Source organism: Mycobacterium sp. TY814 (assembly GCF_030755175.1).
Classification (GTDB): Bacteria; Actinomycetota; Actinomycetes; order Mycobacteriales; family Mycobacteriaceae; genus Mycobacterium.
On the sequence record NZ_JAUFRY010000004.1, the window covers coordinates 422,601 to 448,906 of the forward strand.

The following is a 26,306-nucleotide window of genomic DNA, read 5'->3' on the forward strand; positions in this document are numbered from 1 at the left end:
TTAGGCTGTCGACAATGACCTCTACACCCGATGGCCGGATTCGTGTGCCGGCCGACCTGGACGCCGTGACGGCGATCGGCGAAGAAGACCACTCCGAAATCGGCCGGGACGCCGTCGAACGCATCTGGCAGGCCGTACGGCACTGGTACCAGGCCGGACTGCATCCCGCTATCCAGCTCTGCATCCGGCGCAACGGGACGGTCGTGCTGAACCGGGCGATCGGCCACGGCTGGGGCAATGCGCCCACCGACGAGCCTGACGCCGAGAAGATCCCTGTCACCACCGGCACTCCGTTCTGCGTGTACTCGGCGGCTAAGGGGATTACCGCGACCGTGGTGCACATGCTGGTCGAGCAGGGCGTCTTCGCGCTCGACGACCGTGTCTGCGAATACATCCCCAGCTACACCAGCCACGGCAAGGACCGGACGACGATCCGGCACGTGCTCACCCACAGCGCGGGAGTCCCGTTCCCCACCGGCCCCAAGCCTGACTTGCGCCGCGCCGACGACCACGAGTACGCGCAGGAGCAACTCGGCAAGCTGCGGCCGCTGTACCCGCCCGGCCGCATGCACATGTATCACGCGCTGACCTGGGGGCCGCTCCTGCGGGAAATCGTCTACGCGGCCGCCGGCAAAGACATCCGGGAAATCCTGGCCACCGAAATCCTGGACCCGCTCGGCTTCCGGTGGACCAACTTCGGCGTCGCGCCCCAGGACATCCCGCTGGTCGCGCCCAGCCAGCCGACCGGCAAGCCGCTCCCGCCGGCCATCGCAGCGATCTTCCGCAAGGCGATCGGCGGCACCGTGCACGAGATCATCCCGTACACGAACACCCCGGCCTTCCTCTCCACCGTGGTGCCCTCGTCCAACACCATCTCCACCGCGGACGAGCTGTCCCGGTTCGCCGAAATCTGGCGTCGCGGAGGCGAACTGGACGGGGTGCGCATCATGAGCCAGGAACGGATGTACGGCGCGGTGCAGGAATGCCGCAGGCTGCGGCCCGACGTCGCGGTCGGGCTGATGCCGGCCCGCTGGGGCACCGGGTACATGCTGGGCACCGACCGGTTCGGCCCGTTCGGCCGGCACGCACCACAGGCGTTCGGCAACCTCGGACTGGCCAACATCGCGATCTGGGCGGACCCGGCGCGTGACATGGCCGCCGGCCTGATCAGCAGCGGAAAGCCCGGGAAGGACCCCGAACTCAAGCGTTACAAGGCGTTGATGGACACAATCGCGGCGACCATCCCGTCGCGCTGAAGGCGTTTTGCCGGGTAGTTCGGCGGGCAACACCTATGGATGGAATCGGAACGTTTTCGTCAGCTCCTGGACACGCCCGGCCCATTCGTATCGGTGTACTTCGAAGACACACACAACACACCCGACGCCGACCAACAACTCGAGCTCAAGTGGCAGGCATTGCGTGAGCAGCTCGACAGACAGGGCGTCACCGAAGCGCTGACCGCCGAGATCGAGCACGCGGTGCTGGACCTGCGGCCTCCCGTCGGCTGGAGCGGCCGCGGCGTCGTCGCCGGCGCCGACGGCGTCGTCGTCAACGAGCACCTGCTGCGTCCGACCTCGACGACGGTGGTCCGGGTCTCGGAGCTGCCGTACATCGTCCCGATCGTCGAGCACGGCTTCCTGACGCCCGCCTACCTGCTGGTTGAGGTCGATCACGCGGGCGCCGACATCACCACCCACGTCGACGGCGTGTTGGAGGCGGAGGCGGTCGACGGGGGCGGCTATCAAGTGCACAAGGCCTCGGGCGCCGAATCCGCCGGATACGGCGACGCTCAACGACGCACGGACGAGGCCGCCCGCAAAAACATCCGCGCGGTGGCCGATCGCGCCGCCGAGTTGGTGGATGCGATGACGGCCGACGCGGTGTTCGTGGTCGGCGAGGTGCGCTCACGCTCCGACTTGATGAAGGCATTCGCCGAGCGGGTGCGCGACCGCGCGGTGCCGCTGGAGGTGGGCGCCCGAAACAGCGGATACGAGCCCGCCGAAGTGCAGAGCCACATCGACGCCTGGTTCAGCAAGCGACGTCTCCGCGAAATTGATTACGCCGCACAGCGTTTCGATGCAGAGCTGGGCCGGCAGTCCGGACGTGCCGCGCAGGGCCTGGACGCCGTGTGCTCTGCACTGCGCCAGGGCGCGGTGGAAACGCTGATCGTCGGCGAGATCGGGGACGCCACGGTGGTCGCCGACGAAGGGCTCACGACCGTGGCGCCCAATGCGGACGTGCTGTCTGAGCAAGGCGCCGCACCCACCAAGACGCTGCGCGCCGATGAGGCGCTGCCGATGTTCGCGGTGGCGGTCGGGGCGGCGCTGGTGCGCACCGACGAGCGGATCGCGCCGGACGACGGTGTCGCGGCGGTGCTGCGGTACGCGCCGACGCTGCACTGAGGAGGCTTTGAGTCCTGGGGCTTGAGTCTGCGCCCAAGGCGGCCGGTACTCATGATACTTCGCCCTCTGCGCAGGGTCAACGCAATCAGGTGAGCGGTGGCGGAGGGATTTGAACCCCCGGACGGTTTTAGCCGTCTCTCGCTTTCAAGGCGAGTGCATTAGGCCGCTCTGCCACGCCACCGCAGATAAGGGTAGCGGTGCTTGTAGCGTGGCCAGCATGCGCGCCATCGTCGCCGAAACCGCTGAGCGGCTGCTCTGGCAAGACGTTCCCGACGTATCCGCCGGGCCGGGTGAGGTACTGATCAAGGTCGCGGCCGCCGGCGTCAATCGAGCCGACGTGCTGCAGGCCGCGGGCAAGTACCCGCCGCCCCCGGGGGCGAGCGAGACCATCGGCATGGAAGTCAGCGGGACCATCGCCGACGTGGGCGCCGATGTGACGAAATGGTCTGTTGGACAAGAGGTTTGCGCGCTGTTGGCCGGTGGCGGATATGCGGAGTACGTCGCCGCCCCGGCCGGACAGGTGATGCCAATACCGGCGCCGCTGGACGTCATCGACGCCGCGGGCGTCCCGGAAGTGGCCTGCACGGTCTGGTCCAACCTGGTGATGACGGCGCACCTGGGCCCCGGCCAGGTGGTGCTGCTGCACGGCGGAGCCAGCGGCATCGGCAGCCACGCGATCCAGGTGGCGCGCGCGCTGGGCGCCCGGGTGGCGGCCACCGCCGGCTCCGCGGAGAAGCTGGCCATGTGCCGGGACCTGGGGGCCGAGATCGCCATCTCCTACCGGGACGAGGACTTCGTCGCCCGGCTGATGCAGGAGACAAGGGGCGCGGACGTGATCCTCGACATCATGGGTGCGGCCTATCTGGACCGCAACATCGACGCCCTGGCCACCGACGGGCAGCTAGTGATCATCGGCATGCAGGGCGGAGTGAAGGCCGAACTGAACATCGGCAAACTCATGGCCAAACGCGCCCGCGTCATCGGCACCACGCTGCGCGCCCGTCCGGTCAGCGGGCCCAACAGCAAGAGCGCCATCGTCGACGCGGTCACGACGTCGGTGTGGCCGATGTTCGCCAGCCAGCCAGTGCGGCCGATCATCGGCAGGCGCCTGCCGATCCAGGAAGCGGCCGAAGCTCACCGCCTGCTGCAGTCGGGCGAGACGTTCGGGAAAATCCTGCTGACGGTGTAGCGCTGGTCGAAATTCAGCCCAGCGACGCCAGCGCGCGCACCAGTTGGTCGACTTCGGCCATCGTCGAATAGTGCGCCAAGCCGACGGTCACCGCGCCGCCAATGTCGTTGACGCCCAGCACGTCCAGCACTCGGGAACTCGCGTTCGCGATGGCCAGAATCCCGTTGTCCGCCAGCCGCTGCACCACCCGGTCGGCGGGAACCTCGTTGACGGCGAAGCTGATCACCGGTATCCGCGATTCCGGGCGGCCCAGCAGGATCACCAGCGGAAGTGACCGCAGCGACACCATCAGGTAGTCGTAGATCCGGTTCAGGTATGCCGACGCGGACTGCGTCGACACCGACAGGCGCTCCCGCCGGTTGCCGCGGGCCGACTCGTCGAGCGAGGCGAGGTACTCGATGCTGGCGACAACGCCGGCCAGCAAACCGAACTGGTGTCCGCCCACCTCCAGCCGCTCGGGTCCGGTGGCGTACGGGTTGGTGGAGACCGAGCTGAAGGTGTTGATCAGCGCCGGCTCGCGGAACACCATCGCTCCGATCGGCGGCCCGCCCCAATTCACGGCGTTCACCGCCACCACGTCGGCTTCGGTCTCTTTGATGTCGATCAGCCGGTAGGGCGCGGCGGCGGAATGGTCGACCACCACCAGGGCACCCACATCGTGCGCGAGCTTCGTCATCGCCCGCAGGTCGGTGACGGCGCCCAGCGTGCCGGACGCCGACGTGACGGCGACCAGCCGGGTGGACTTGTTGATCAGGCTTTCCCACTGCCAGGTCGGCAGCTCGCCGGTCTCGATGTCGACCTCGGCCCACTTGACCTTGGCGCCGTAGCGATGGGAGGCGCGCAGCCACGGGGCGATGTTCGCCTCGTCGTCCAGCCGGCTGACGACGACCTCGTACCCCAGGCCGGCGCGGGCGGACGAAGCCTCGGCGAGCGAGGCAAGCAGCACGGCACGATCGGCACCCAATACGACACCGCTGGGGTCGGCGTTGACCAGATCGGCGACCGCCTCGCGGGCCGCTTCCAGGACCGCGGCGCTGCGCCGCGCCGACGGGTGCGCCCCAGCGGTGCTGGCGCCGGACCGACGGAACGCCGTGGACACCGTGGTTGCCACGGAATCCGGAATGAGCATGCCTGTCGGCGCATCGAAGTGCACCCATCCGTCACCGAGCGACGGGTGCAGTCCGCGCACCCGGGCGACGTCGTAGGCCATGCCAGCCACCTTAGAGCTAACGCAAATTCCACAAATGGGTGTCGGTAGCGGGTGCGCCATAGACGTTCCAGCCGTTACCGGCCTCCCGAGTCAACTCACCCGGGCAGCCATACTAGTCGAGTGAGCTTGTGCTTCGGAACGCTGATCGCATTGGTACTGCTGATCGCACCGGGTGCCATCGTCGCACGTATCGCGCAGTTGAACTGGCCGATCGCCATTGCGGCCGGACCAGCGCTGACGTACGGCGTCGTGGCGCTGGCGATCATCCCTTACGGAGCGCTCGGCATCCCGTGGAACGGGTGGACGGCGCTGGCGGCGCTGGCCGTCGTCTGCGTGCTGGCCACCGTGCTGCAGCTGCTGCTGGCCCGGTTCCGGGACAAACAGGCTGAAGCACGCGCGATCAACCCCGGCCCGGCGATCGTCGTCGCGGCCGGTGTGCTGTTGGGCGTCGTGCTGATCGGCTGGGCGGCCTTCACCGGCATCCCGCACTGGCAATCCATCCCGAGCACGTGGGACGCGGTGTGGCATGCCAACGAAGTGCGCTGGATCCTCGACGTCGGCCAGGCGTCGTCCACCCACATGGGCGAGCTGCGCAACGTCGAGACCCATGCGGTGCTCTATTACCCCTCGGTCTTCCACGCCCTGACCGCCGTGTTCTGCCAGCTGACCGGTGCGGCCGCGGCCACCGGCTACACGCTGAACTCGCTGGCGGCGGCGATCTGGCTGTTCCCGGTCAGCGCGGCCGTCCTCACCTGGCGCGCCCTGCGCACCCACACCACCGAATGGCGCACCGCGGTCACCGCCGCCACCGCCGCAGCGCTCTCGGCGTCGTTCACGGCGGTGCCCTACGTCGAGTTCGACACCGCGGCGATGCCCAACCTGGCGGCCTACGGCGTCGCCATCCCGGCCATGGCCCTGATCACGTCGACGCTGCAACACCGGGACCGCATCCCAGTGGCCATCCTGGGGCTCGTCGGCGTCTTCTCCGTGCACATCACCGGCGGCATCATCACGGTCATCCTGGTGGGCGCCTGGTGGCTCTTCGAGGCACTGTGGCACCCGGTGCGTGGCCGAGTCCGCGACTTCGCGGTGCTGGCCGGCGTCGGGCTGGCCTCCGGGCTGATCATGCTGCCGCAGTTCCTGAGCGTCACGCAGCAAGAAGACATCATCGCCGGGCACTCCTTCCTGACGTATCTCAGCAAGCGACACGGCCTGTTCGACGCCGTGTTCATGCACTCACGGCATCTCAACGACTTCCCCTACCAATGGGGGCTGAGCTTCCTGTGCGCCGTCGGCGGGTTCGTCATGCTGGCCAAGAAGATGTGGTGGCCGCTGGCCGTGTGGCTGCTGTTCATCGTGATCAACGTCGATGCGGGCACTCCCCTGTGGGGTCCGTTGGGCCGGGTGGCCGGGGCGGTCGGCGAGTTCTTTTACAAGGACCCGCGCCGCATCGCCGCGGCCACGACCCCGCTGTTCAACCTGATGGCGGCCGTCGCGCTGGTGACGCTGGTAGCGGCGGCGGTGGCCCTGGTGAAGCGGTTCGTGCAGCCGCGAAAGCCGATGCCGTCGCGCTTCTGGGCGGCGGCCACCGCGGTGCTGCTGATCGGCATCAGCCTGGCCAGTGCGTGGCACTACTTCCCCCGGCACCGGTTCCTGTTCGGTGACAAGTACGACTCGATCATCGTCGACCAACGCGACCTCGAAGCCATGGCTTACCTGGCGAAACTGCCGGGTGCCCGCGACACGATGATCGGCAATTCCAACGTCGACGGCACCTCGTGGATGTACGCGGTGGCCGGTCTGCATCCGCTGTGGACCCACTACGACTATCCCGTGCAGATGGGCCCCGGCTACCACCGCTACATCTTCTGGGCGTACGCCAAGAAGGGCGACTCCGATCCTCGGGTGGTGGAGGCGATCAAGGCCCTCAACATCCGCTACGTCCTGGCCAGCGGCCCGACGATCCGAGGGTTCAAAGTTCCCGACGGACTATATTTTCTGGACAAGTCGCCGTACTGGACCATGATCTACGACAACGGCGGCGCCCAGATCTACGAATGGCACGGCGACACTCCGGTGCACCCCTAGACGACACACGAGGACGGTGATTGCGTGGGTAACGGCAACGACGACCATGCCGAAGACAGTGACGGCATCGAGGTCATCGGCGGCGTCGATCCGCGGTTGATGGCGTTGCATGAGGACGCGGATGATTCCGACGAGCGCTCGCTGACCGACCTGGTCGAGCAGCCCGCCAAGGTGATGCGGATCGGCACCATGATCAAGCAACTGCTCGAGGAGGTCCGGGCCGCACCGCTCGACGAAGCCAGCCGCACGCGGCTGCGCGACATCCACGCCACCAGCATCCGCGAACTCGAGGACGGCTTGGCGCCGGAACTGCGCGAGGAGCTGGAACGACTCACCTTGCCGTTCAACGAGGACTCCGCGCCCTCGGACGCCGAGATACGGATCGCGCAGGCGCAGTTGGTCGGCTGGCTGGAAGGGCTCTTCCACGGCATTCAGACCGCGCTGTTCGCCCAGCAGATGGCGGCCCGGGCGCAACTCGAGCAGATGCGACAGGGCGCGCTGCCCCCGGGGATCAGCAAGCCGGGCCCGCACGGGCACGGCACCGGACAGTACCTGTAAGCCGTGCCGAGCGGTCCACACATCGAAACCCGCGACGCGTGGGTCGAATTCCCGATCTTCGACGCCAAGTCGCGTTCGCTGAAGAAGGCGTTCCTAGGCAAGGCCGGCGGCGCGATCGGCCGCAACGCTTCCAACGTGGTGGTGATCGAGGCGTTGCGCGACATCACCATGTCGCTGGAACTGGGCGACCGCGTCGGCTTGGTAGGCCACAACGGTGCGGGCAAATCGACTCTGCTGCGCCTGCTTTCGGGCATTTACGAACCCACGCGCGGCTGGGCGAAGGTGACCGGCCGGGTGGCGCCGGTGTTCGATCTCGGTATCGGCATGGACCCCGAGATCTCGGGCTACGAGAACATCATCATCCGGGGCCTGTTCCTGGGACAGACCCGCAAGCAGATGCTGGCGAAGGTCGACGAGATCGCCGAATTTACCGAGTTGGGCGATTACCTGTCGATGCCGCTGCGCACCTACTCCACGGGCATGCGGGTGCGGTTGGCGATGGGCGTGGTCACCAGCATCGACCCGGAGATCCTGTTGCTCGACGAGGGCATCGGCGCGGTGGACGCCGACTTCCTGAAAAAGGCGCAGTCGCGGCTGCAGAGTTTGGTGGAGCGTTCCGGAATCCTGGTGTTCGCAAGCCATTCCAACGAATTCCTGGCCCGCCTGTGCAAGACCGCCATGTGGATCGACCACGGGGTGATCCGGCAGAGCGGCGGCATCGAAGAGGTGGTGCGCGCCTACGAGGGTGACGACGCGGCACGGCACGTGCGCGAAGTGCTCGCCGAGACCGCGCGTGAGTGAGCGCGTCTTCGCCGTCGTGGTGACCCACCGGCGGCCCGAGGAACTCGCCCGCTCACTGGAGATGCTGTCCACCCAGACCCGGCCGCCGGACCGGATCATCGTCATCGACAACGACGCTTCCGGCGACGCGCGTGTTAGCGATCTCGTTGCGGCACAAGCGATTCCGTCGACCTACCTCAATTCCCAGCGGAACCTGGGCGGTGCCGGCGGTTTCGCGCTGGGCATGCTGCTGGCGCTGGCGCACGGGGCGGATTGGATCTGGCTGGCCGACGACGACGGGCGCGCCGCGGACACCGAGGTGCTGGCGACGTTGCTGGCCTGTGCCGAGAAGCACAGTCTTGCCGAGGTGTCTCCGATGGTCTGCAACATCGACGACCCCGAGGCACTGGCGTTCCCGTTGCGCCGCGGACTGGTGTGGCGCCGACGGGCCGGCGAACTGCGCACCGAAACCGGCCAGGATCTGCTGCCCGGCATCGCGTCACTGTTCAACGGCGCGCTGTTCCGCGCGTCGACGCTGGAGGCGATCGGGGTACCGGATCTGCGGCTTTTCATCCGCGGCGACGAGGTGGAGATGCACCGCAGGCTGGTGCGCTCCGGCCTGCCGTTCGGCACCTGCCTGGACACGGTGTATCTGCACCCGTGCGGGTCCGAGGAGTTCAAGCCGATCCTCGGTGGCCGCATGCACACCCAGTACCCGGATGACACCAACAAGCGTTACTTCACTTATCGCAACCGCGGTTATGTGCTGTCCCAGCCAGGACTGCGCAAGCTGCTTTTCCAGGAGTGGGTCCGGTTCGGCTGGTTCTTCCTGGTGACCCGTCGCGATCCCCAGGGGCTGCGGGAGTGGGTCCGGCTGCGCCGGCTGGGACGGCAGGAAAGATTCGGGCGGCCAGGAGGTTCGGCATGACGTTCATCGACGCGGCGGCTCAGTCCAAGACCTTCGGCCGCGCCCGCCGTGATCTGGCCGACGGGTTCCGGCGTCACGAACTGTGGCTGCACCTGGGCTGGCAGGACATCAAGCAGCGCTACCGCCGTTCGGTGCTGGGTCCGTTCTGGATCACGATCGCGACCGGTACGACGGCCGTCGCGATGGGCGGGCTGTACTCCAAACTGTTCCATCTCAACCTGTCCGAGCACCTGCCCTACGTCACGCTCGGGCTGATCGTCTGGAACCTGATCAACGCGGCCATCCTGGAAGGCGCCGACGTCTTCGTGCACAACGAGGGCCTGATCAAGCAACTGCCGACTCCGCTGAGCGTGCACGTCTACCGGCTGGTGTGGCGGCAGATGATCCTGTTCGCGCACAACATCGTGATCTACGTCGTCATCGCGATCATCTACCCCAAGCCGTGGTCATGGGCTGACCTGTCGGTGCTGCCCGCCCTGGCGCTGATCATGCTCAACTGCATCTGGGTGTCGCTGTGTTTCGGCATCCTGGCCACCCGCTACCGCGACATCGGGCCGCTGCTCAACTCGGTGGTGCAGCTGCTGTTCTTCATGACGCCGATCATCTGGAACGACAGCACCCTCCGACAGCAGGGCGCGGGCCGCTGGTCGAAGATCGTCGAACTCAACCCGCTGCTGCACTACCTCGACATCGTGCGGGCGCCGCTGCTGGGCGCACCCCAGGAATTGCGGCACTGGGCTGTGGTGGTGGTGCTGACGATCGTGGGCTGGGTGATGGCGGCGTTCGCGATGCGGCAGTACCGGGCGCGGGTGCCGTACTGGGTTTGAGATGTCGCGCGTCTGACGGCGTGACCCGGACTTGTCTGCGCCTGCTCCCGTAGGAAGAGCAGATTTCATCCTCTGATTCGGCTATCTGGCCGAGGGACATGCTGCGGTGACTCCCCTTCGCGCCTGCTGTCCCGGAACCTGGAGGCACACCCGGCTAGGCTGCCGCCGATAGATTGGGCAGATGAGTCATCCTGCACCTGACCGCGTCGATGCCAGTCTGCTGACCGGAGTCTCCGAGACGGCCCTGCTCACTCTGAGCGGCCGGGCCTTCCAGGCCGCGCACCCGGACGCGATCATCGACGACCCGATGGCCATCACGCTCGTCGACGCGATCGACTTCGATTTCGACAAGTTCGGACGCCGCAAGGGCCAGGAGATGGCGCTGCGCTCACTGGCCGTCGACAAATGCGCCCTCGCGTATCTGGCCGAGCATCCCCGCGCCACCGTCGTCGCCCTTGCCGAAGGTTTCCAGACCAGCTTCTGGCGACTGGACAGCGCACTGCCGGAGGCTCAATTCCGTTGGGTATCAATTGATCTGCCGCCGGTGATCGAGTTGCGGCGGCGGCTGCTGCCGCGCTCACCACGTATCACCGAGATCGCGCAGTCAGCCCTGGACTACTCGTGGATGGACCAGATCGACGACTCCGACGGCGTGTTCATCACCGCCGAGGGGCTGCTGATGTATCTGCAGCCGGACGAGGCGCTGGGCCTGATCACCGCGTGCGCCAAGCGATTCCGCGGCGGTCAGATGTTCTTCGACGTGCCCCCGACCATCGTCAAGAAAGTCGCACGCAAGGGCCTGCGTTCGTCCAAGCACTATCGGGTGCCGCCCATGCCGTTCAGCCTGTCGCCGCGCCAGCTGGCAGCTCTGGCGAACACCGTGCCCGGCATCCGCGCGGTCCACGATGTGCCGATACCCGCCGGGCGCGGCTGGTTCTTCGGGCGTTTCTACCCGGCGCTGTGGCAGTTTCCGCCACTCAGGGAGTTCCGCGGTGCCTACACCTTGCTCGAATTCGGCTGATTATCAGCGGGTTTCGCGGGTCACCACCAGCTCGTCGCCGCCGGTGGCCCAGGCGCGCTGGAAGACGTCAAGTGACACGACCTCGTCGGCTCGGGTTCCGCTGTCGTTGAGGTGCACGGTGCCGTTGACCAGGTCGACGCCGGTGACGACGACGGCGTGGTCGCTCATCGGGTTGCCGCGGCCGTCCTTGGTCTGAACCGGCAGGCCCCAGATCATCTCGGCGTTCACCCCGGCAATCACCTTGTGGCCGTCGGCCAGGTAGCGCCCCAGTGCTTCCAGTCCGGAGTCCAGCCCGGTGGCGGCGGCCTCGTCCAGGCTGGTGGCCACGCCGTAGATGCCGTACTGCCCTAACAAGGCGGGAATGTCGCCGGGGTCGGTGCCGTACCCCGCGCGGTACATCGGTCCGGGGTGGACGCGACTGCGCATCTGCTGTGCCACCGCGAGGATCTCGCTTTCGGACGGCTGGCGCCCAGTCAACTCCCCGATCACGTCGGCCGCGGCCATCAGGGCGCAGTCGTCGACGGATTGTTTGCGCCAGTACTGAGCGGCCGCGGCCGGGTTGCCGTACATGCGGGGCGCCTCGGTGTGCGGCGTCGAGGAAGCGGCGTGGGCCAGGCCGGTCGCCAGGCCCAGCGTGACCGCGACGGCGGCGATGGCCAGCGTCACCTTGACGACGGAACTACGGACATTCTCGATAGAGCGCATGGGAGAAGGCTCGGTTGTCGTTCTCTCGGGAAGCTCTGCAGATTCTTGGGGCTCGCTCCACCCGGCACTACGGGCGGCGGGTCTCCTCTAATTGGTGGACGGAATTTCATCCCCCGAACCGGCCTACTGGCCGAAGAACTTGCGGTGCCCAGTGACCGATGGTGGGAGCCGGAGCAATCGGCTCGGCTCACCACACTCACGTCGAGGGGAACCACGCCATGTCGTTCATGTTGGTTGGCCCGGAAGCACTAGCGACCGCAGCAGCGGACGTGGCAGGCGTCGGTGCGTCGGTCGATTCGGCGAGCGCAGCGGCGGCGGCGCCGACTACGGCGGTGCTGGCGGCCGCCTCCGATGAGGTCTCGCAGCACATCGCCGCGATCTTCAGCGGTCACGGCCAGGCGTATCAGGCGCTCAGCGAACAGGTCTCACGCTTTCACCGCCACTTCGTCCAGGCCTTGGCCGGGGGTGGGGTTTCGTACACCAGCGCGGAGGCCGCAAATGCCTCGCCCCTGCAACCTGCCGCGCAGGCGGCGTTCAGCGTGATGAATGCCCCCACCCAAGCCCTCTTGGGACGCCCGCTGATCGGCAACGGCGCCGACGGCACCGCACCTGGCCAGGCCGGCGGCGCTGGCGGGCTGCTGTACGGCAACGGCGGTGCCGGTGCCGGGGGGGCCGCTGGTCAACCCGGCGGGACCGGCGGCTCGGCAGGCTTGTGGGGCCAGGGCGGGGCCGGCGGCACGGGCGGCGCAGGGGCGGTCGGCGGCAACGGCGGAAACGGCGGTCTGCTGTACGGCGGCGGCGGCGCGGGTGGGGTAGGCGGAACGGGTGGCGGCGGAGGCGTCGGCGGCATCGCCCCCCTGATCGGCAACGGCGGAACCGGCGGTGCGGGCGGACTCGGTGCTGCCGGCGGTGCCGGCGGAAATGCCCTGTTGTTCGGTAGCGGCGGCGACGGCGGGGCAGGCGGTAACGCCGCAGCCGGCATCAATGGCGGCATTGCCGGGCGAGGTGGAGACGGCGGTTACGCCGGGTTGTGGGGCGACGGTGGCAACGGCGGATCCGGCGGCGCCGGTACGGCCGGTGCGGCCGGAGCCAATCCCGCCACCACGGGAGCCACGGCGCCGAACGGAACGCCGGGCGCAGCCAACAGCGTGACGACCAACAACGATGCACACGCCACGGGCACCGCGGGTGACACCGGCGGGACAGGCGGCGCGGGGTGGGCCGGCGGCACCGGCGGTCTGGGTGGCAACGCAACGGCCGTCAGCACCGACCCGATGGGACAGAACTCCATCACCGCCACCGGCGGTCAGGGTGGTGCCGGCGGAGCAGCCGGGTCCGGCGGCGCGGGCGGGGCCGGCGGCGCCGGCGGCAATGCGTCGGCGACCAGCAGCAACACCAGCACGTTGCCCACCAGCGTCACCGCGGACGGAGGCAACGGTGGCCGTGGCGCCGCGGGCGGTGCCCCTGGCGGAGCAGGCGGCGCCGGCGGAGCCGGTGGCAACGCGGTGACAACCACCCGGTCCTTCGACTTCAACCAGGCCAACGGCGGCAACGGGGGCGACGGCGGCACGGGAGCCGCCGGGGCCACCGGCGGGGCCGGCGGGAGTGGCGCCGCCGGAGGCAACGGTGGTCGAGGCGGCCTGTTCATCGGCGACGGCGGCGCCGGCGGTGCGGGCGGGATGGGTGGCGCCGGCGGTACCGGCGCCCACGGCGGCACGGGGGGCAACGGCGGCGTCGGGGGTACCAGCAACACGCAGAACGCCGGCGACGGGGGTGACGGGGGCGACGGAGGGGCCGGCGGAACCGGCGGCACCGGTGGAGCGGGCGGCACGGGCGGCCAGGGCGCCGCGGGTGGTCTCCTGGCGGGCAACGGCGGCACCGGGGGCGCGGGCGGGGCCGGCGGGACCGGGGGTTCTGGTGGGACAGGCGGCACCGGCGGCCATGCCGGCTCGTCCGGCGGCACCGGCGGTCTTGCCGGTTCCCGGGGTGACGGTGGCGTCGCGGGCACCGGCGGGGCCGGCGGCACGGCCGGTAGCGGTGGTGGCGGGGGTACCGGCGGCGTGCTTCTGAGCGTTGCGGGTGCGGGCGGCGCCGTCGGCGGCACCGGATCCCAGGGCGGATCCGGCACACCGGGCGGTAACGGGTAACGGAAGCTGGCAGCGATTTCTGCCGCAAGAACCCCACAAGAATCCTTTTAGAATCCTCCAAGGCCCCGCCCGGAAGCTATCGCGGTGCCTCACACACTCGTCCGCCCCGACAGCGGGATCCTGCAGCTGCGGCTCGACCGGCCCGTACTGCTGCGTCCGATCCCGTTCCACGCGATCTGCGAACAGCACCTGCTGCCGTTCTACGGCGTCGTGCACATCGGCTACCTGCGCGGCGACCAGCGATTGAGCCAGGCTGAACTCACCCGAGTCGTCGAGGCGTGCGCGATCGGCGTCCAGGTGCAGGACAAGATGACGACCCGGATCGGCCTGTGGTTGCACCACCAGCTCGCCCCGCGCGGGTTGGGCGTGCTGGTGGAAGGCGGTTACGCCTGCACCCCGGTCCGCGAGGGCGCCGCCCTGGCCGGGCCCACCACCACCATGGCCTTCTACGGAACGATGCGCGACAACGCCAACCAACAGCGCGAATTCATCACTCTCGCAACAAGAAAGAAGATCAGTAACCATGCCTGAGATCGCCTTCGCCGGCCCCGCCCAGACCGCGACCATGCACCGTGACGACGCACCCGTGGGACGTACGGCTCAGTTCCACCTGCGCAAGCGGTTCGGCGGGCTGAACTGCTGCCGCCGCTCCTGGTCCGACAACGGCAAGCGCCTTTTCCTGCACGGCTACGCACTCAGCTTCGAGATCGAGTTCGCCTGCGCCGAAACCGAATCCGGCGATCAGGTGCTCGGTGCCGAATGCTTGGCGGACATTCGTGCCGCCCTGCAGGCCCAGTACGCACACACCACCTTGATCACCGCCAACGACCCACAGCGCGACCTGTTCGAGCTGCTGGCCGAACGTGACCTGGTGGACATGCGGATCGTGGACAGCGCCGGCCTGGAAGCCTCCGCCGCCTGGGTGTTCGAGACCGTCGAGAAGATCGTCGCACGGGCGACCGAGGGTCGGGTCTGGGTGTCGCGGATCGACGCCCAGGAGAGCGGCAGCCGGGTGCTCACGCTGACCGCGTTGCCGGTAAAGGACTGGACGTGAGGGCGATTGCCGCCCTGCTCATCGTCGGAACCGGACTGGTTTGCGCCGGCCACGGAACGGCCTATGCCGCACCCGATCTCGATTCGTTCCTGACCAACCTGCCGTCGACCCTGGCGGCGGCCGGTTCGGCGGAGCAGCTGCGCGCCGCGCTCGGTTCCGCCCCGCCCGAGGTGTCGCGGGGACCCGGTGACACCTTGCACTTTCCCGCGCGGGACGCGCACTGGTTGACCGCGGCCTGGCACCTCGACCGCGTCTATGCGGTTGCCTCCGATCCGCATCAGCAGAGCTGGCAGTTGATGCGGTACGGGCAGGATGTGCCCGACCAGAACGGCACCCGCATCGCGGTCGTCCCGATCACATTCGGCTCCTGGACCGTCCGCCCGCAGCTCGCCGGGCGCCCGGACGGCCCGCTGCCGAGCGTGGTCGCCGGGGCGTCTCCGGCCTACGACGTCGCCACGTATGCCGCGCAGGTCGTCGGAATCGACCTCGACATGTAATCGCATGCAGCCCGGGGTGGAGAATGCGACCCGTGAGCGCCTCTGTGGTCGGCTGCGTCGGAACCCTGATCGTGCCGACGCGTGGCGCCGAGGGCGCCGGTGAGGTGCTGCTGACGGTGCGCGGCTCCAAGGAGACGTTCCTGGCCCGCTCCGACGAACCTCTACCCAAGGGCACCCAGGTGCTCGTCGTACAGACGCACGGGCCACGAACCGTCGTCGTCGAGCCCTGGCACGACCCCACTTTCACCTGAAGATCGAAAACACAAGGAGTGCAACGATGCTCGGATACCGGGTGCCCGCGCCTGATGAGGCGATGCTGATTTCGGGCGGTAAAGCCAAAGGCAATGCACCATTTCGCGTCGTGACCGGGCACGGCGCCTTCGTCATCCCGTTCTTTCGCAAGGCTGCCTTCCTGACCCTGGCGATGTGCGAGGCGGAGGTCGCCGAGAAGTGCGTCACGCAGCAGGGCATCACCCTCAACGTCCGGGCCGTCATCGCGTTCAAGGTGGGCAACGACACGGAGAGCATCATCGCCGCCGCGCAACGATTCCTGTCCGAACAGGACCAGATGTCGGTTCTGACGGGGCGGATCTTCGCCGGGCACCTGCGCTCGATCATCGGCTCGATGACCGTCGAGCAGATCATCCGGGAACGCCAGAAGCTGGCCACCGAGGTGCTCGACGGCTCCAAGGAGGAGATGGCGCGCATCGGCCTGAACGTCGACGCGCTGCAGATCCAGTCCATCGACGACGACGGGCTGGGCTACATCAAGGCGATGTCGGCCCCGCACAACGCCGCCGTGCAGCAGCAGGCCCAGATCGCCCAGGCTCAGGCCAACCAGAAGGCCGCCGAGGCCGAACAGGAGTCCCAGCGCAAGCAGGCCGAGTTCGCCCGGGAGACCGCCATCGTGAAGGCCCAGTACAAGGCCGAGGTGGACAAGGCGCAGGCCGAAGCGGCACAGGCGGGGCCGCTGGCCGAAGCGGAGGCCCAGCGTGAGGTGCTGGCCATGCGCACCGAACTGGCCCAGCGGGCGGCGGAACTGCGCCAGCAGGAACTGGTCGCCGAGGTGGTCAAGCCCGCCGAGGCGGAAGCCGAACGGGTCCGGATTCTCGCCGTGGCCGACGCCGAGAAGATGAAGATTCAGGCCGAGGCTGCCGCATCGCACAACCGGGTGGCCCTGGACCGGATGATCATCGATCAACTCCCCGAGATCGTGGACAAGGCGGCGCGCGGGCTGGCCGGATCGAATCTGACCGTGCTCAACGGCGCCGAAGGAATCAGCCAGGTGACCAGTGGGCTGGTGTCGCAGGGTCTGGCTATTTTCGACGCCGTGCGAAACGGGTTGTCGCAATACGACGACGAGGAGGCAGGCCCGGCGTGATACACGCCGGTAAACGCATGAGAGATAAGAGTGACGGCCGGCCTGTTGTGGTGTAACACTGAAACGCCCTGGTGTTCGGTGAAAGGTCGGCGGACGTGAGCGAGGAAGCCCAGTCAAGGGATGCGGCGGCAGCATTGCGCGAGAACCTCGCCGCCGAACTGGCCCGGCTCAAGCAGCGGCACGACCGCCTGGAGATCGAGGTAAAGAACGACCGCGGCATGGTCGGCGACCACGGCGACGCCGCGGAGGCCATCCAGCGCGCCGACGAGCTGGCGGTGCTGGCCGAACGGATCAACGAGCTGGACCGGCGGCTGAAGTCCGGACCGTCCAGCTCGGAAGCCTCTGACACGCTGCCCGGCGGCACCGAGGTCACCCTGCGCTTCGCCGACGGTGAGGTGGTCACCATGTACGTGATCTCGATCGTGGAGGAAACCCCGGTCGGCCATGAAGGAGAGACGCTCACCGCACGCAGCCCGCTGGCGCAGGCGCTGGCCGGCCATCAGGCGGGTGACACGGTGACATACTCCACGCCGCAGGGCCCCAGCCAGGTCGAGCTGCTCTCGGTGAAGCTGCCCACCTAAACTTCTACTCGATGATCCCGCCAGAGCCAGGTGCTGAGCCGGCAGAGCCGCACCAGCATCTGCATCTGACGACCCAGGCGATGCGCTTCATCATCACCGGCTCTTTCTCGGCCGTCGTCGACTTCGGGCTGTACCTGATCCTGTACAAGCTCGTCGGTGTTCAGGTCGACCTGGCCAAGGCCACCAGCTTCATCGTCGGCACCATCACCGCCTACCTGATCAACCGGCGCTGGACCTTCCAGGCGTCACCGAGCACCGCCCGGTTCATCGGCGTCATGGCGCTGTACGCGCTCACCTTTGCGGTGCAGGTCGGGCTGAACCATCTGTGCCTGGAACTGCTGCACTACCGGGGATGGGCCGTGCCCGTCGCATTCGTGGTCGCGCAGGGCACCGCGACGGTTATCAATTTCATCGTGCAGCGCACCGTGATCTTCCGCATCCGCTGACCTGGTCAGTGGGCGCGGTACCCTCTTTGACGATGTCGAGCAGCGAAATGACCACGACCCCGACCCGGCTGACCGGGTGGGGACGAACGGCGCCGTCGGTCGCGGAGGTGCTGCGCACCCCCGACGTCGAGGTGATCGCCAAGGCAGTGATCCGGGCGGCCGAATCTGATGGTCGGGGCGTGATAGCCCGCGGGCTGGGCCGGTCCTACGGCGACAACGCGCAAAACGGCGGCGGCCTGGTGATCGACATGTCCGCACTGGACAAGATCCACTCGCTGAACGCCGAAACCAAGCTCGCCGACGTCGACGGCGGGGTCAACCTCGACCAGCTGATGAAGGCGGCGCTGCCGCTGGGGCTGTGGGTGCCGGTGCTGCCGGGCACCCGCCAGGTGACCATTGGCGGTGCCATCGGGTGCGACATCCACGGCAAGAACCACCACAGCGCCGGCAGCTTCGGCAACCACGTCCGGTCCATGGACCTGCTGCTGGCCAGCGGCGAGATCCGGCGGGTGACGCCGGACGGCGACGAAGCCGAGTTGTTCTGGGCCACCGTCGGCGGCAACGGGCTGACCGGGATCATCCTGCGCGCCACCATCGAGATGACACCCACCGAGACGGCCTACTTCATCGCCGACGGCGACGTCACCGCCACCCTCGACGAAACGATCGCCCTGCACAGCGACGGCAGCGAGGCCAACTACACCTACTCCAGCGCCTGGTTCGACGCGATCAGCGCGCCGCCGAAACTGGGCCGCGCCGCGGTGTCCCGCGGGTCGCTGGCCACCCTCGACCAGCTGCCCGACAAGCTGGCCCGTAATCCGCTGAAATTCGATGCGCCGCAACTGTTCACGTTCCCCGACATCTTTCCCAACGGGCTGGCCAACAAGTACACGTTCGGGCCGATCGGCGAACTGTGGTACCGCAAATCCGGCACCTACCGGAACAAGATCCAGAATCTGACGCAGTTCTATCACCCGCTGGACATGTTCGGGGAATGGAACCGTGGCTACGGCCAGGCCGGCTTTCTGCAGTACCAGTTCGTGGTTCCCACTGAAGCCGTCGACGAGTTCAAGCGCATCATCCGCGACATTCAGGCCAGCGGCCATTATTCGTTCCTCAACGTGTTCAAGCTGTTCGGGCCGGGCAATCAGGCCCCGCTGAGCTTCCCCATTCCGGGCTGGAACATCTGCGTCGACTTCCCGATCAAGGCCGGCCTCAACGAGTTCGTCAGCGAACTCGACCGCCGGGTCCTGCAGTTCGGCGGCCGGCTCTACACCGCCAAGGACTCCCGGGTGAGTGCCGAGAATTTCCACGCCATGTATCCCCGGATCGACGAATGGATCGCCGTGCGCCGCAAGGTCGATCCGTCCGGGGTGTTCGTCTCGGACATGGCCCGACGTTTGGAGTTGCTGTAGATGGTGTGCCAATGGTTCTAGATGCCGTGGGTAACCCCCAGTCCATCCTGCTGCTCGGAGGCACCTCCGAGATCGGGCTGGCCATCTGCGAGCGGTACCTGCAGAACGCCAAGGCGCGAATCGTGTTGGCCGCCATGCCCGAAGACCCGGGCCGCGACGCCGCGGTGGCGCAGATGAAGGCGGCCGGCGCACGCTCGGTCGAGCTGGTCGACTTCGACGCCCTGGAACCCGACACCCATCCCAAGGTGATCGACGAGTGCTTCAGCAACGGTGATATCGACGTGGCGATCGTCGCGTTCGGGTTGCTGGGTGACGCCGAGGAGCTGTGGCAGAACCAGCGCAAAGCCGTGCAGATCGCCGAAATCAACTACACCGCGGCGGTTTCGGTGGGTGTGCTGCTGGCCGAGAAGATGCGCGCGCAGGGGTTCGGGCAGATCATCGCAATGAGCACGGTGGCCGGCGAGCGGGTGCGCCGATCCAACTTCGTCTACGGGTCCACCAAGGCCGGTCTCGACGGCTTCTACCTGGGCCTGTCAGAGGCGCTGCGGGAGTACGGGGTTCGGGTACTGGTGATCCGGCCAGGTCAGGTGCGGACCAGGATGAGCGCCCACGTCAAGGAAGCACCACTGACCGTCGACAAGGAGTACGTCGCCAACCTCGCGGTGAACGCGTCGGCAAAAGGTAAGGAATTGGTTTGGGCGCCAACAGCATTCCGTTACGTGATGATGGTGTTGCGCCACATCCCGCGGAGCGTCTTCCGCAAGCTGCCCATCTGAGCATGCGCAACGCGCTGGCCACCCTGGGCCAGATGGCGCTGGCGGCTGTGGTGGCCGTCGTGGTGTCGGTGGTCTCGCTGGCCGCGATCTCCCGGGTGCAATGGCCCGCCTTCCCGTCGTCGAACCAGTTGCACGCACTGACCACGGTCGGACAGGTGGGGTGCCTGGTCGGACTGGTCGGCGTCGGTTGGCTGTGGCGCTCAGGCCGGCTGCGGCGGCTGGCCCAGCTCGGCGGGCTGGTGTTCGTCTCCGCCTTCACCGTGGTGACGCTGGGCATGCCGCTGGGCGCCACCAAGCTGTATCTGTTCGGCATCTCCGTCGACCAGCAGTTCCGCACCGAATACCTGACCCGGCTCACCGACAGCCCGGCGCTGCACGACATGACCTACATCGGGTTGCCGCCGCTCTACCCGCCGGGCTGGTTCTGGATCGGCGGCCGCGCGGCGGCGCTCACCGGGACGCCGGCGTGGGAGATGTTCAAGCCGTGGGCGATCACGTCGATCACCATCGCGGTCGCGGTCGCGCTGGTGTTGTGGTCGCGAATGGTGCGGTTCGAATACGCCCTGCTGGTGACCATCGCGACCGCCGCGGTGACGCTGGCCTACAGCTCGCCGGAGCCCTACGCGGCGATGATCACCGTGCTGTTGCCGCCGATGTTCGTGCTGACGTGGTCGGGCCTGCGCGCCGCCGGGCGGTCTTCTGATGCCGACCCTTCCGCCGACGGTGCGGCCAGCCGCACACTCGAAGCCGACGGTGCGGCTGGCCGCACACTCGGCACCCAGGGCGGCTGGGCGGCCGTCGTCGGCGCCGGTATCTTCCTGGGCTTCGCCGCCACCTGGTACACGCTGCTGGTCGCCTACAGCGCCTTCACGGTGACGCTGATGGCACTCGGTCTGGCGGTATTCCGGTGGCGCTCCGGCGGCGGCCGGGCCGCGCTGGACCCGCTGCGCCGATTGGTCGTCATCGGCCTGATCGCGGCGGCGATCGCGTCCACCACCTGGCTGCCCTACCTGCTGCGAACGTTGAGCTCACCGACCAGCAACAGCGGCAGCGCTTTCCACTACCTGCCCGCTGACGGCGCCGAGCTGACCTTCCCGATGCTGCAGTTCTCGCTCCTGGGCGCCGGCTGCATGCTGGGCACGCTGTGGCTGGTGGTGCGGGCACGGTCGTCGGTGCGCGCCGGCGGCCTGGCGATTGGTGTGCTCGCGGTCTACGCGTGGTCCGTGCTGTCGATGTTGACCACCCTGGCGCGCACCACCCTGCTGTCCTTCCGGCTGCAGCCGACGCTGAGCGTGCTGCTGGTGGCGGCCGGGGTATTCGGATTCGTCGAGTTCGCGACGGCGCTGGCCGCACGCAGCCGGGCGGCGCTGCCAGTCGCCACGGCGCTCGGGCTGACCGCGGCGATCGCGTTCAGCCAGGACATTCCCGACGTGCTGCGCCCCGACCTGACGATCGCCTACACCGACACCGACGGCGACGGCCAGCGCGGCGACCGGCGCCCGCCCAGTTCGGAGAAGTACTACCCGGCCGTCGACGCCGCCATCCGGAAGGTCACCGGCCGGCCGCGTGATCAGACCGTGGTGATGACGGCCGACTACAGCTTCCTGTCGTTCTACCCCTACTGGGGCTTTCAGGGCCTGACGTCGCACTACGCCAATCCGCTGGCCCAATTCGACAAGCGCGCCGCCCAGATCGAGAGCTGGTCGAAGCTCAAGAACGCCGACGAGTTCATCGGGGCGCTGGACAAGCTGCCGTGGCCGCCGCCCACCGTCTTCGTCATGCGCCGCGGCGCCGGCAACACCTACACGCTGCGGCTGGCCGAGGATGTCTACCCCAATCAGCCCAACGTCCGCCGCTACACAGTGGACCTCAAAGCCGCCCTGTTCAACGACCCGCGTTTCGCCGTCGAGACCATCGGACCGTTCGTGGTGGCGATCCGCAAGCCGGTGCCGAGCGCTTGATGGCGACCGAACAATTACCATCTACCTCCGTGGACGATGCGGGAGCAAACTACCGGATCGCTCGACTCGTTGCCGTCATCGCCGGACTGCTGGGGGCAGCGCTGGCGCTGGCGACCCCGCTGCTGCCGGTCAACCAGACCACCGCCCAACTCAACTGGCCGCAGAACGGCACCTACGGCAGCGTCGAAGCGCCGCTGATCAGCTACGTGGCCACCGACCTGAACGTCAGCGTCCCGTGCCAGGCCGCCGCGGGATTGGCCGGGCCGCAGAACGCCGGCAAGACCGTGCTGCTGTCAACGGTGCCCAAACAGGCACCCAAAGCGGTCGATCGCGGGCTGCTGCTGCAGCGCGTGAACGACGACCTGGTGCTGATCGTGCGCAACGTCCCCGTGGTGGCGGCGCCGCTGAGTCAAGTGCTGGGCCCGGACTGTCAGCGACTGACCTTCACCGCCCACGCCGACCGCGTCATCGGTGAGTTCGTCGGCCTCAAACAGGGCCCGACCACCGAGCATCCCGGCGCGCCGCTGCGCGGGGAAAAGAGCGGCTATGACTTCCGGCCGCAGATCGTCGGGGTGTTCACCGACCTGGCCGGTCCGACGCCGCCCGGCCTGAGCTTCACCGCGACCGTCGACACCCGCTACAGCAGCAGCCCGACGACGCTGAAGATGGCCGCGATGATCCTCGGGGTGCTGCTGACCGCGGCCTCCCTGATCGCGCTGCACGTGCTGGACACCGCCGACGGCACCCGGCACCGCCGCTTCCTGCCGTCGCGCTGGTGGTCGGTCGGCGGGCTGGACGCGCTGGTGATCGCGGTGCTGGTCTGGTGGCACTTCGTCGGCGCCAACACCTCCGACGACGGCTACATCCTGACCATGGCCCGGGTGTCCGAACACGCCGGCTACATGGCGAACTACTACCGCTGGTTCGGCACGCCCGAGGCACCGTTCGGCTGGTACTACGACCTGCTGGCGATGTGGGCGCATGTCACCACGGCCAGCGTCTGGATGCGGCTGCCGACCCTGCTGATGGCGCTGACGTGCTGGTGGGTGATCAGCCGCGAGGTCATCCCCCGGCTGGGTCACTCCGTCAAGAAGAGCCGGGCCGCGGCATGGACGGCGGCCGGGATGTTCCTGGCGGTCTGGCTGCCCCTGAACAACGGCCTGCGGCCCGAGCCGATCATCGCCCTGGGCATCCTGCTCACCTGGTGCTCGGTGGAGCGGGCGGTGGCCACCAGCCGGCTGCTGCCGGTGGCCGCGGCGTGCATCCTCGGCGCGCTGACCCTGTTCTCCGGCCCCACGGGCATCGCGTCCATCGGTGCCCTGCTGGTGGCGATCGGCCCGTTGCGGACCATCCTGCATCGTCGCTCCAAACAGTTCGGACTGCTGCCGCTGATAGCGCCGATCCTGGCGGCCACCACCGTGACCGCGATCCTGATCTTCCGGGATCAGACGTTGGCCGGCGAAGCCCAGGCCACCTTCCTCAAGCAAGCCGTCGGCCCCAGCCTGAAGTGGTTCGACGAACACATCCGTTACGAGCGGCTGTTCATGCCCAGCCCCGACGGGTCGGTGGCGCGCCGGTTCGCGGTGCTGGCGCTGATCCTCGCACTGGCGATCGCGGTGGCAATCTCGTTGCGCAAGGGGCGAATTCCGGGTACCGCGGCCGGGCCGAGCCGCCGCATCATCGGCATCACCATCATCTCGTTTCTGGCGATGATGTTCACCCCGACGAAATGGACCCACCACTTCGGCGTGTTCGCCGGCCTCGCGGGGTCATTGGGGGCGTTGGCCGCGGTGGCGGTGACCGGCGCGGCGATGCGGTCGCGGCGAAACCGCACCGTGTTCGCCGCCGCCGTCCTGTTCGTGATGGCCATGTCGTTCGCCAGCGTCAACGGCTGGTGGTATGTGTCCAATTTCGGTGTGCCGTGGTCTAATTCGTTCCCCAAGTGGCGCTGGTCGCTCACCACCGCGCTGCTCGAGCTGACGGTGATCGTGCTGTTGATCGCGGCGTGGTTGCACTTCGTCGCCAGCAACGACGACGGACCACCCCGGACCCGGTTCGGCGCCCGCCTGTCACGAATTCTGCAGTCCCCGTTGGCTATTGCCACCTGGTTGCTGGTTCTGATGGAGGTCGTGTCGCTGACCCAGGCGATGATCTTTCAGTATCCGGCGTGGTCGGTGGGACGGTCGAACCTGCAGGCTGCGGTTGGTTTCAAGACCGGTAAGACCTGTGGGCTGGCCGAGGACGTCCTGGTCGAACTGGATCCCGAAGCCGGGATGTTGGCGCCGGTGTCCGCCCCGGTGGGTGACGCACTGGGCGCGGGCCTCTCGGAAGCGTTCACTCCCAACGGAATTCCGGCCGACGTTTCGGCCGACCCGGTGATGGAGCGTCCGGGTGACCGCAACTTCGCCAACGAGGACGGGGTGATCACCGGCACCGAGGCCGGCACCGAGGGCGGCACCACCGCCGCACCGGGCATCAACGGCTCCCGGGCGCGATTGCCGTTCAACCTCGATCCGGCCCGCACCCCGGTGCTGGGCAGCTGGCGGGCCGGTATCCAGGTGCCGGCGATGTTGCGGTCGGGCTGGTACCGGCTGCCGGCCAAAGATGAACGGCATAAGACACCACTGCTGGTGGTGACGGCGGCGGGCCGGTTCGACGCCCGCGAGGTTCAGGTGCAGTGGGCCACGGACGAGGAGGCCGCGGCCGGAAAGCACAGCGGTTCAATGGGATTCGCTGACGTCGGGGCTTCTCCGGCCTGGCGCAACCTGCGCGCGCCGCTGTCGGCCATCCCCGACTCCGCGACCCAGATCCGTTTGGTGGCCGACGACGACGATCTGGCCCCGCAGCACTGGATCGGCCTCACCCCGCCACGGGTGCCGCAGCTGCGCACGCTGCAGGACGTGGTGGGCTCGAAGGACCCGGTATTCCTGGACTGGCTGGTGGGGCTGGCGTTCCCGTGTCAGCGGCCGTTCGGCCATCAGAACGGGGTCGACGAGACACCCAAATGGCGCATCCTGCCCGACCGCTTCGGCGCCGAGGCCAATTCGCCGGTGATGGACAATCTGGGCGGCGGCCCGCTGGGCATCACCGAACTGCTGGCACACGCGACCACAGTGGCCAGCTACCTCAAGGACGACTGGTTCCGGGACTGGGGTGCGCTGCAGCGGCTGACGCCCTTCTACCCCGATGCCGCGCCCGCCCGGCTGGAACTGGGCACCGTCACGCGCAGCGGGTTGTGGGATCCGGCGCCGCTGCGCAAGAGCTAAATCCGGTCCATCGGCTGGTGGATGACACACGTCGCGCCGCCGGACCGCTTCGCCTCGTACATCGCAGCGTCGGCATGCCGCAGCACGTCGTCGATCGAGAAATAGCGATCACCGGCGACCTGCGTTGCGACCCCGATGCTCGCGGTGAGCGCGAGCGCGCCGATGTCCACTCGGGCCAACGGCATCAGGCGGTCGACGACTTCTGACACATCGCCCGCGCTGCCGAACACTACGAGCACCAGTTCGTCGCCCCCGATCCGGGCGGTGATCTCGTCCGGTCGCGCCAGGGCCCGCAGTTCCTTCGCCATCTCGATCAGGGCGGTGTCACCGACCACGTGGCCGTGCGCATCGTTGAGAGCCTTGAAGCGGTCGATGTCGCATACCGCCACGACCACCGTCGCCGACGGGGCGAGCCGCCGCACGGCGACTTCGATCGCGGCGTACAGCCCGCGCCGGTTGCGCAGTCCGGTCAGCGGGTCGTACCGCGCCGAGCGCGCGGTTCTCCCGATCGCGCGCCGCCCGCCTTCGATGAGCGCCAGACCTCCCAGCGGCACCGCCACCACCCAGGCCAGGGCGGGCATGTAGAAGACGAACAGGTCGAACAACCCCGCATGCTGCTCGGCCACCGCCCAGGCCGTGATGGAACCGATCACCAGGGCACCGAAGACACAGTGCGCGTAGAGGATTCGTGCCCCCAGCAGGAAAGCGGCGAAGATGCCGACGATGCCCAGATACAACGTCGCGCAGAGCCGCGCGTCAGTTTCGGACAGAGCCGCCGCGCCGAACGCGGCCGCGCAGTCCGCCCACACGACGAACACCACGGCTTGCCGGTAACCGGGGAACCGGCCGAACAACCAGCGCATCCCGTAACCAACGGCGGTGACCATCGCGACGATGTGCACCGACTTGGCGACCACGCCCACGGGACGGGCCGGATGAAACTGGACGGCCACCAGCAGACCGGCCGCGACGAAGCAGGCCCCGGCGACCACCGTGGTGAACGCCCGCGTCATCCGACCCTCGCGCAGCGCCTCCGTCGCAAAACGATATTCCCGCCTGCCCACGCCCCGGACC

At 68.2% G+C, this 26,306-nt stretch carries 24 protein-coding genes and 1 tRNA gene; 21 read left to right on the forward strand and 4 right to left on the reverse strand.

The annotated features are described in order from the left end of the window. The first annotated feature begins 14 nt into the window (after positions 1–14). Both lipE and QXH22_RS27235 read left to right on the forward strand, forming a co-directional pair. Positions 15–1,256, forward strand: a complete 1,242-nt coding sequence (lipE, locus tag QXH22_RS27230) for a lipase LipE (RefSeq protein WP_306277534.1) — start codon at positions 15–17, stop codon at positions 1,254–1,256. 39 nt (positions 1,257–1,295) lie between these two features. Further along, the gene (locus tag QXH22_RS27235; protein WP_306277535.1) at positions 1,296–2,402 is read left to right on the forward strand and encodes a hypothetical protein; all 1,107 of its coding nucleotides are present in this window, start codon (positions 1,296–1,298) and stop codon (positions 2,400–2,402) included. A 94-nt stretch (positions 2,403–2,496) separates the two neighbouring features. Here the strand turns inward: QXH22_RS27235 and QXH22_RS27240 are convergent. Then, positions 2,497–2,583, reverse strand: a tRNA-Ser gene (locus QXH22_RS27240). 36 nt (positions 2,584–2,619) lie between these two features. Between QXH22_RS27240 and QXH22_RS27245 the strand changes: the two genes are divergently transcribed. Continuing rightward, positions 2,620–3,591, forward strand: a complete 972-nt coding sequence (locus QXH22_RS27245) for an NAD(P)H-quinone oxidoreductase (RefSeq protein ID WP_306277536.1) — start codon at positions 2,620–2,622, stop codon at positions 3,589–3,591. A 13-nt stretch (positions 3,592–3,604) separates the two neighbouring features. Here QXH22_RS27245 and QXH22_RS27250 read toward each other — a convergent pair whose 3' ends face one another. Continuing rightward, positions 3,605–4,801: a cysteine desulfurase-like protein gene (locus QXH22_RS27250; RefSeq protein ID WP_306246808.1), complete on the reverse strand. Its 1,197-nt coding sequence runs from the start codon at positions 4,799–4,801 to the stop codon at positions 3,605–3,607. A 120-nt stretch (positions 4,802–4,921) separates the two neighbouring features. Here QXH22_RS27250 and QXH22_RS27255 point away from each other — a divergent pair, with 120 nt between their 5' ends. The 6 genes from QXH22_RS27255 (at position 4,922) to QXH22_RS27280 (ending at position 11,003) form a co-directional block, all read left to right on the forward strand. Then, positions 4,922–6,889 carry a DUF6541 family protein gene (locus QXH22_RS27255; RefSeq protein ID WP_306246806.1) on the forward strand — a complete coding sequence of 656 codons (1,968 nt, stop codon included), beginning with the start codon at positions 4,922–4,924 and terminating at the stop codon, positions 6,887–6,889. Between the two features lie 99 nt (positions 6,890–6,988). Continuing rightward, positions 6,989–7,447, forward strand: a complete 459-nt coding sequence (locus QXH22_RS27260; RefSeq protein WP_306247933.1) for a bacterial proteasome activator family protein — start codon at positions 6,989–6,991, stop codon at positions 7,445–7,447. A 3-nt stretch (positions 7,448–7,450) separates the two neighbouring features. Continuing rightward, the gene (locus QXH22_RS27265; protein ID WP_306246803.1) at positions 7,451–8,248 is read left to right on the forward strand and encodes an ABC transporter ATP-binding protein; all 798 of its coding nucleotides are present in this window, start codon (positions 7,451–7,453) and stop codon (positions 8,246–8,248) included. Continuing rightward, positions 8,241–9,155, forward strand: a complete 915-nt coding sequence (locus QXH22_RS27270; protein WP_306277537.1) for a glycosyltransferase — start codon at positions 8,241–8,243, stop codon at positions 9,153–9,155. The genes QXH22_RS27265 and QXH22_RS27270 overlap by 8 nt, the downstream gene beginning before the upstream one ends. After that, the gene (locus QXH22_RS27275) at positions 9,152–9,982 is read left to right on the forward strand and encodes an ABC transporter permease (RefSeq protein ID WP_306277538.1); all 831 of its coding nucleotides are present in this window, start codon (positions 9,152–9,154) and stop codon (positions 9,980–9,982) included. The genes QXH22_RS27270 and QXH22_RS27275 overlap by 4 nt, the downstream gene beginning before the upstream one ends. A 181-nt stretch (positions 9,983–10,163) precedes the next feature. Beyond that, a complete protein-coding gene (locus QXH22_RS27280) occupies positions 10,164–11,003 on the forward strand; it encodes a class I SAM-dependent methyltransferase (protein WP_306246798.1) in 840 nt (279 codons plus the stop codon). 3 nt (positions 11,004–11,006) lie between these two features. On the opposite strand, the gene QXH22_RS27285 is transcribed toward QXH22_RS27280, so the two are convergent. Continuing rightward, entirely contained in the window at positions 11,007–11,708 is a 702-nt protein-coding gene (locus QXH22_RS27285; protein ID WP_306246796.1) for a hypothetical protein, read from the reverse strand. A 218-nt stretch (positions 11,709–11,926) separates the two neighbouring features. Here QXH22_RS27285 and QXH22_RS27290 point away from each other — a divergent pair, with 218 nt between their 5' ends. The 12 genes from QXH22_RS27290 to QXH22_RS27345 all read left to right on the forward strand — a co-directional run bounded on the left by QXH22_RS27290 (position 11,927) and on the right by QXH22_RS27345 (position 25,232). Next, on the forward strand, positions 11,927–13,855 hold the full coding sequence (locus QXH22_RS27290; RefSeq protein WP_306277539.1) for a PE family protein: 1,929 nt from the start codon (positions 11,927–11,929) through the stop codon (positions 13,853–13,855). A gap of 84 nt (positions 13,856–13,939) precedes the next feature. Beyond that, positions 13,940–14,386, forward strand: coding sequence for a GTP cyclohydrolase I (locus tag QXH22_RS27295; RefSeq protein ID WP_306246792.1), 447 nt, complete (start codon positions 13,940–13,942; stop codon positions 14,384–14,386). Then, a complete protein-coding gene (locus QXH22_RS27300) occupies positions 14,379–14,909 on the forward strand; it encodes a 6-carboxytetrahydropterin synthase (protein WP_306277540.1) in 531 nt (176 codons plus the stop codon). Before QXH22_RS27295 ends, QXH22_RS27300 begins: the two co-directional genes overlap by 8 nt. Next, positions 14,906–15,406, forward strand: a complete 501-nt coding sequence (locus QXH22_RS27305; protein ID WP_306277541.1) for a hypothetical protein — start codon at positions 14,906–14,908, stop codon at positions 15,404–15,406. The genes QXH22_RS27300 and QXH22_RS27305 overlap by 4 nt, the downstream gene beginning before the upstream one ends. 32 nt (positions 15,407–15,438) lie before the next feature. Then, positions 15,439–15,657, forward strand: coding sequence for an NfeD family protein (locus QXH22_RS27310; RefSeq protein WP_306246787.1), 219 nt, complete (start codon positions 15,439–15,441; stop codon positions 15,655–15,657). 26 nt (positions 15,658–15,683) lie between these two features. Beyond that, positions 15,684–16,787 carry a flotillin family protein gene (locus QXH22_RS27315; RefSeq protein ID WP_306246784.1) on the forward strand — a complete coding sequence of 368 codons (1,104 nt, stop codon included), beginning with the start codon at positions 15,684–15,686 and terminating at the stop codon, positions 16,785–16,787. A gap of 95 nt (positions 16,788–16,882) precedes the next feature. Next, positions 16,883–17,368, forward strand: a complete 486-nt coding sequence (locus QXH22_RS27320) for a GreA/GreB family elongation factor (protein WP_306246781.1) — start codon at positions 16,883–16,885, stop codon at positions 17,366–17,368. 80 nt (positions 17,369–17,448) lie between these two features. After that, positions 17,449–17,814: a GtrA family protein gene (locus QXH22_RS27325; protein ID WP_306277620.1), complete on the forward strand. Its 366-nt coding sequence runs from the start codon at positions 17,449–17,451 to the stop codon at positions 17,812–17,814. Positions 17,815–17,846: 32 nt separating this feature from the next. Then, a complete protein-coding gene (locus QXH22_RS27330) occupies positions 17,847–19,229 on the forward strand; it encodes an FAD-binding oxidoreductase (RefSeq protein WP_306246779.1) in 1,383 nt (460 codons plus the stop codon). Between the two features lie 11 nt (positions 19,230–19,240). Beyond that, complete coding sequence (locus QXH22_RS27335) at positions 19,241–20,005, forward strand: decaprenylphospho-beta-D-erythro-pentofuranosid-2-ulose 2-reductase (protein WP_306277542.1); 765 nt, start codon at positions 19,241–19,243, stop codon at positions 20,003–20,005. A gap of 2 nt (positions 20,006–20,007) precedes the next feature. Then, positions 20,008–21,966 carry a galactan 5-O-arabinofuranosyltransferase gene (locus QXH22_RS27340; RefSeq protein WP_306277543.1) on the forward strand — a complete coding sequence of 653 codons (1,959 nt, stop codon included), beginning with the start codon at positions 20,008–20,010 and terminating at the stop codon, positions 21,964–21,966. Continuing rightward, entirely contained in the window at positions 21,966–25,232 is a 3,267-nt protein-coding gene (locus tag QXH22_RS27345; protein ID WP_306277544.1) for an arabinosyltransferase domain-containing protein, read from the forward strand. Before QXH22_RS27340 ends, QXH22_RS27345 begins: the two co-directional genes overlap by 1 nt. On the opposite strand, the gene QXH22_RS27350 is transcribed toward QXH22_RS27345, so the two are convergent. Further along, entirely contained in the window at positions 25,229–26,296 is a 1,068-nt protein-coding gene (locus tag QXH22_RS27350) for a diguanylate cyclase (protein ID WP_306246769.1), read from the reverse strand. The two genes, QXH22_RS27345 and QXH22_RS27350, sit on opposite strands and share 4 nt — an antisense overlap. Positions 26,297–26,306: the final 10 nt, after the last annotated feature.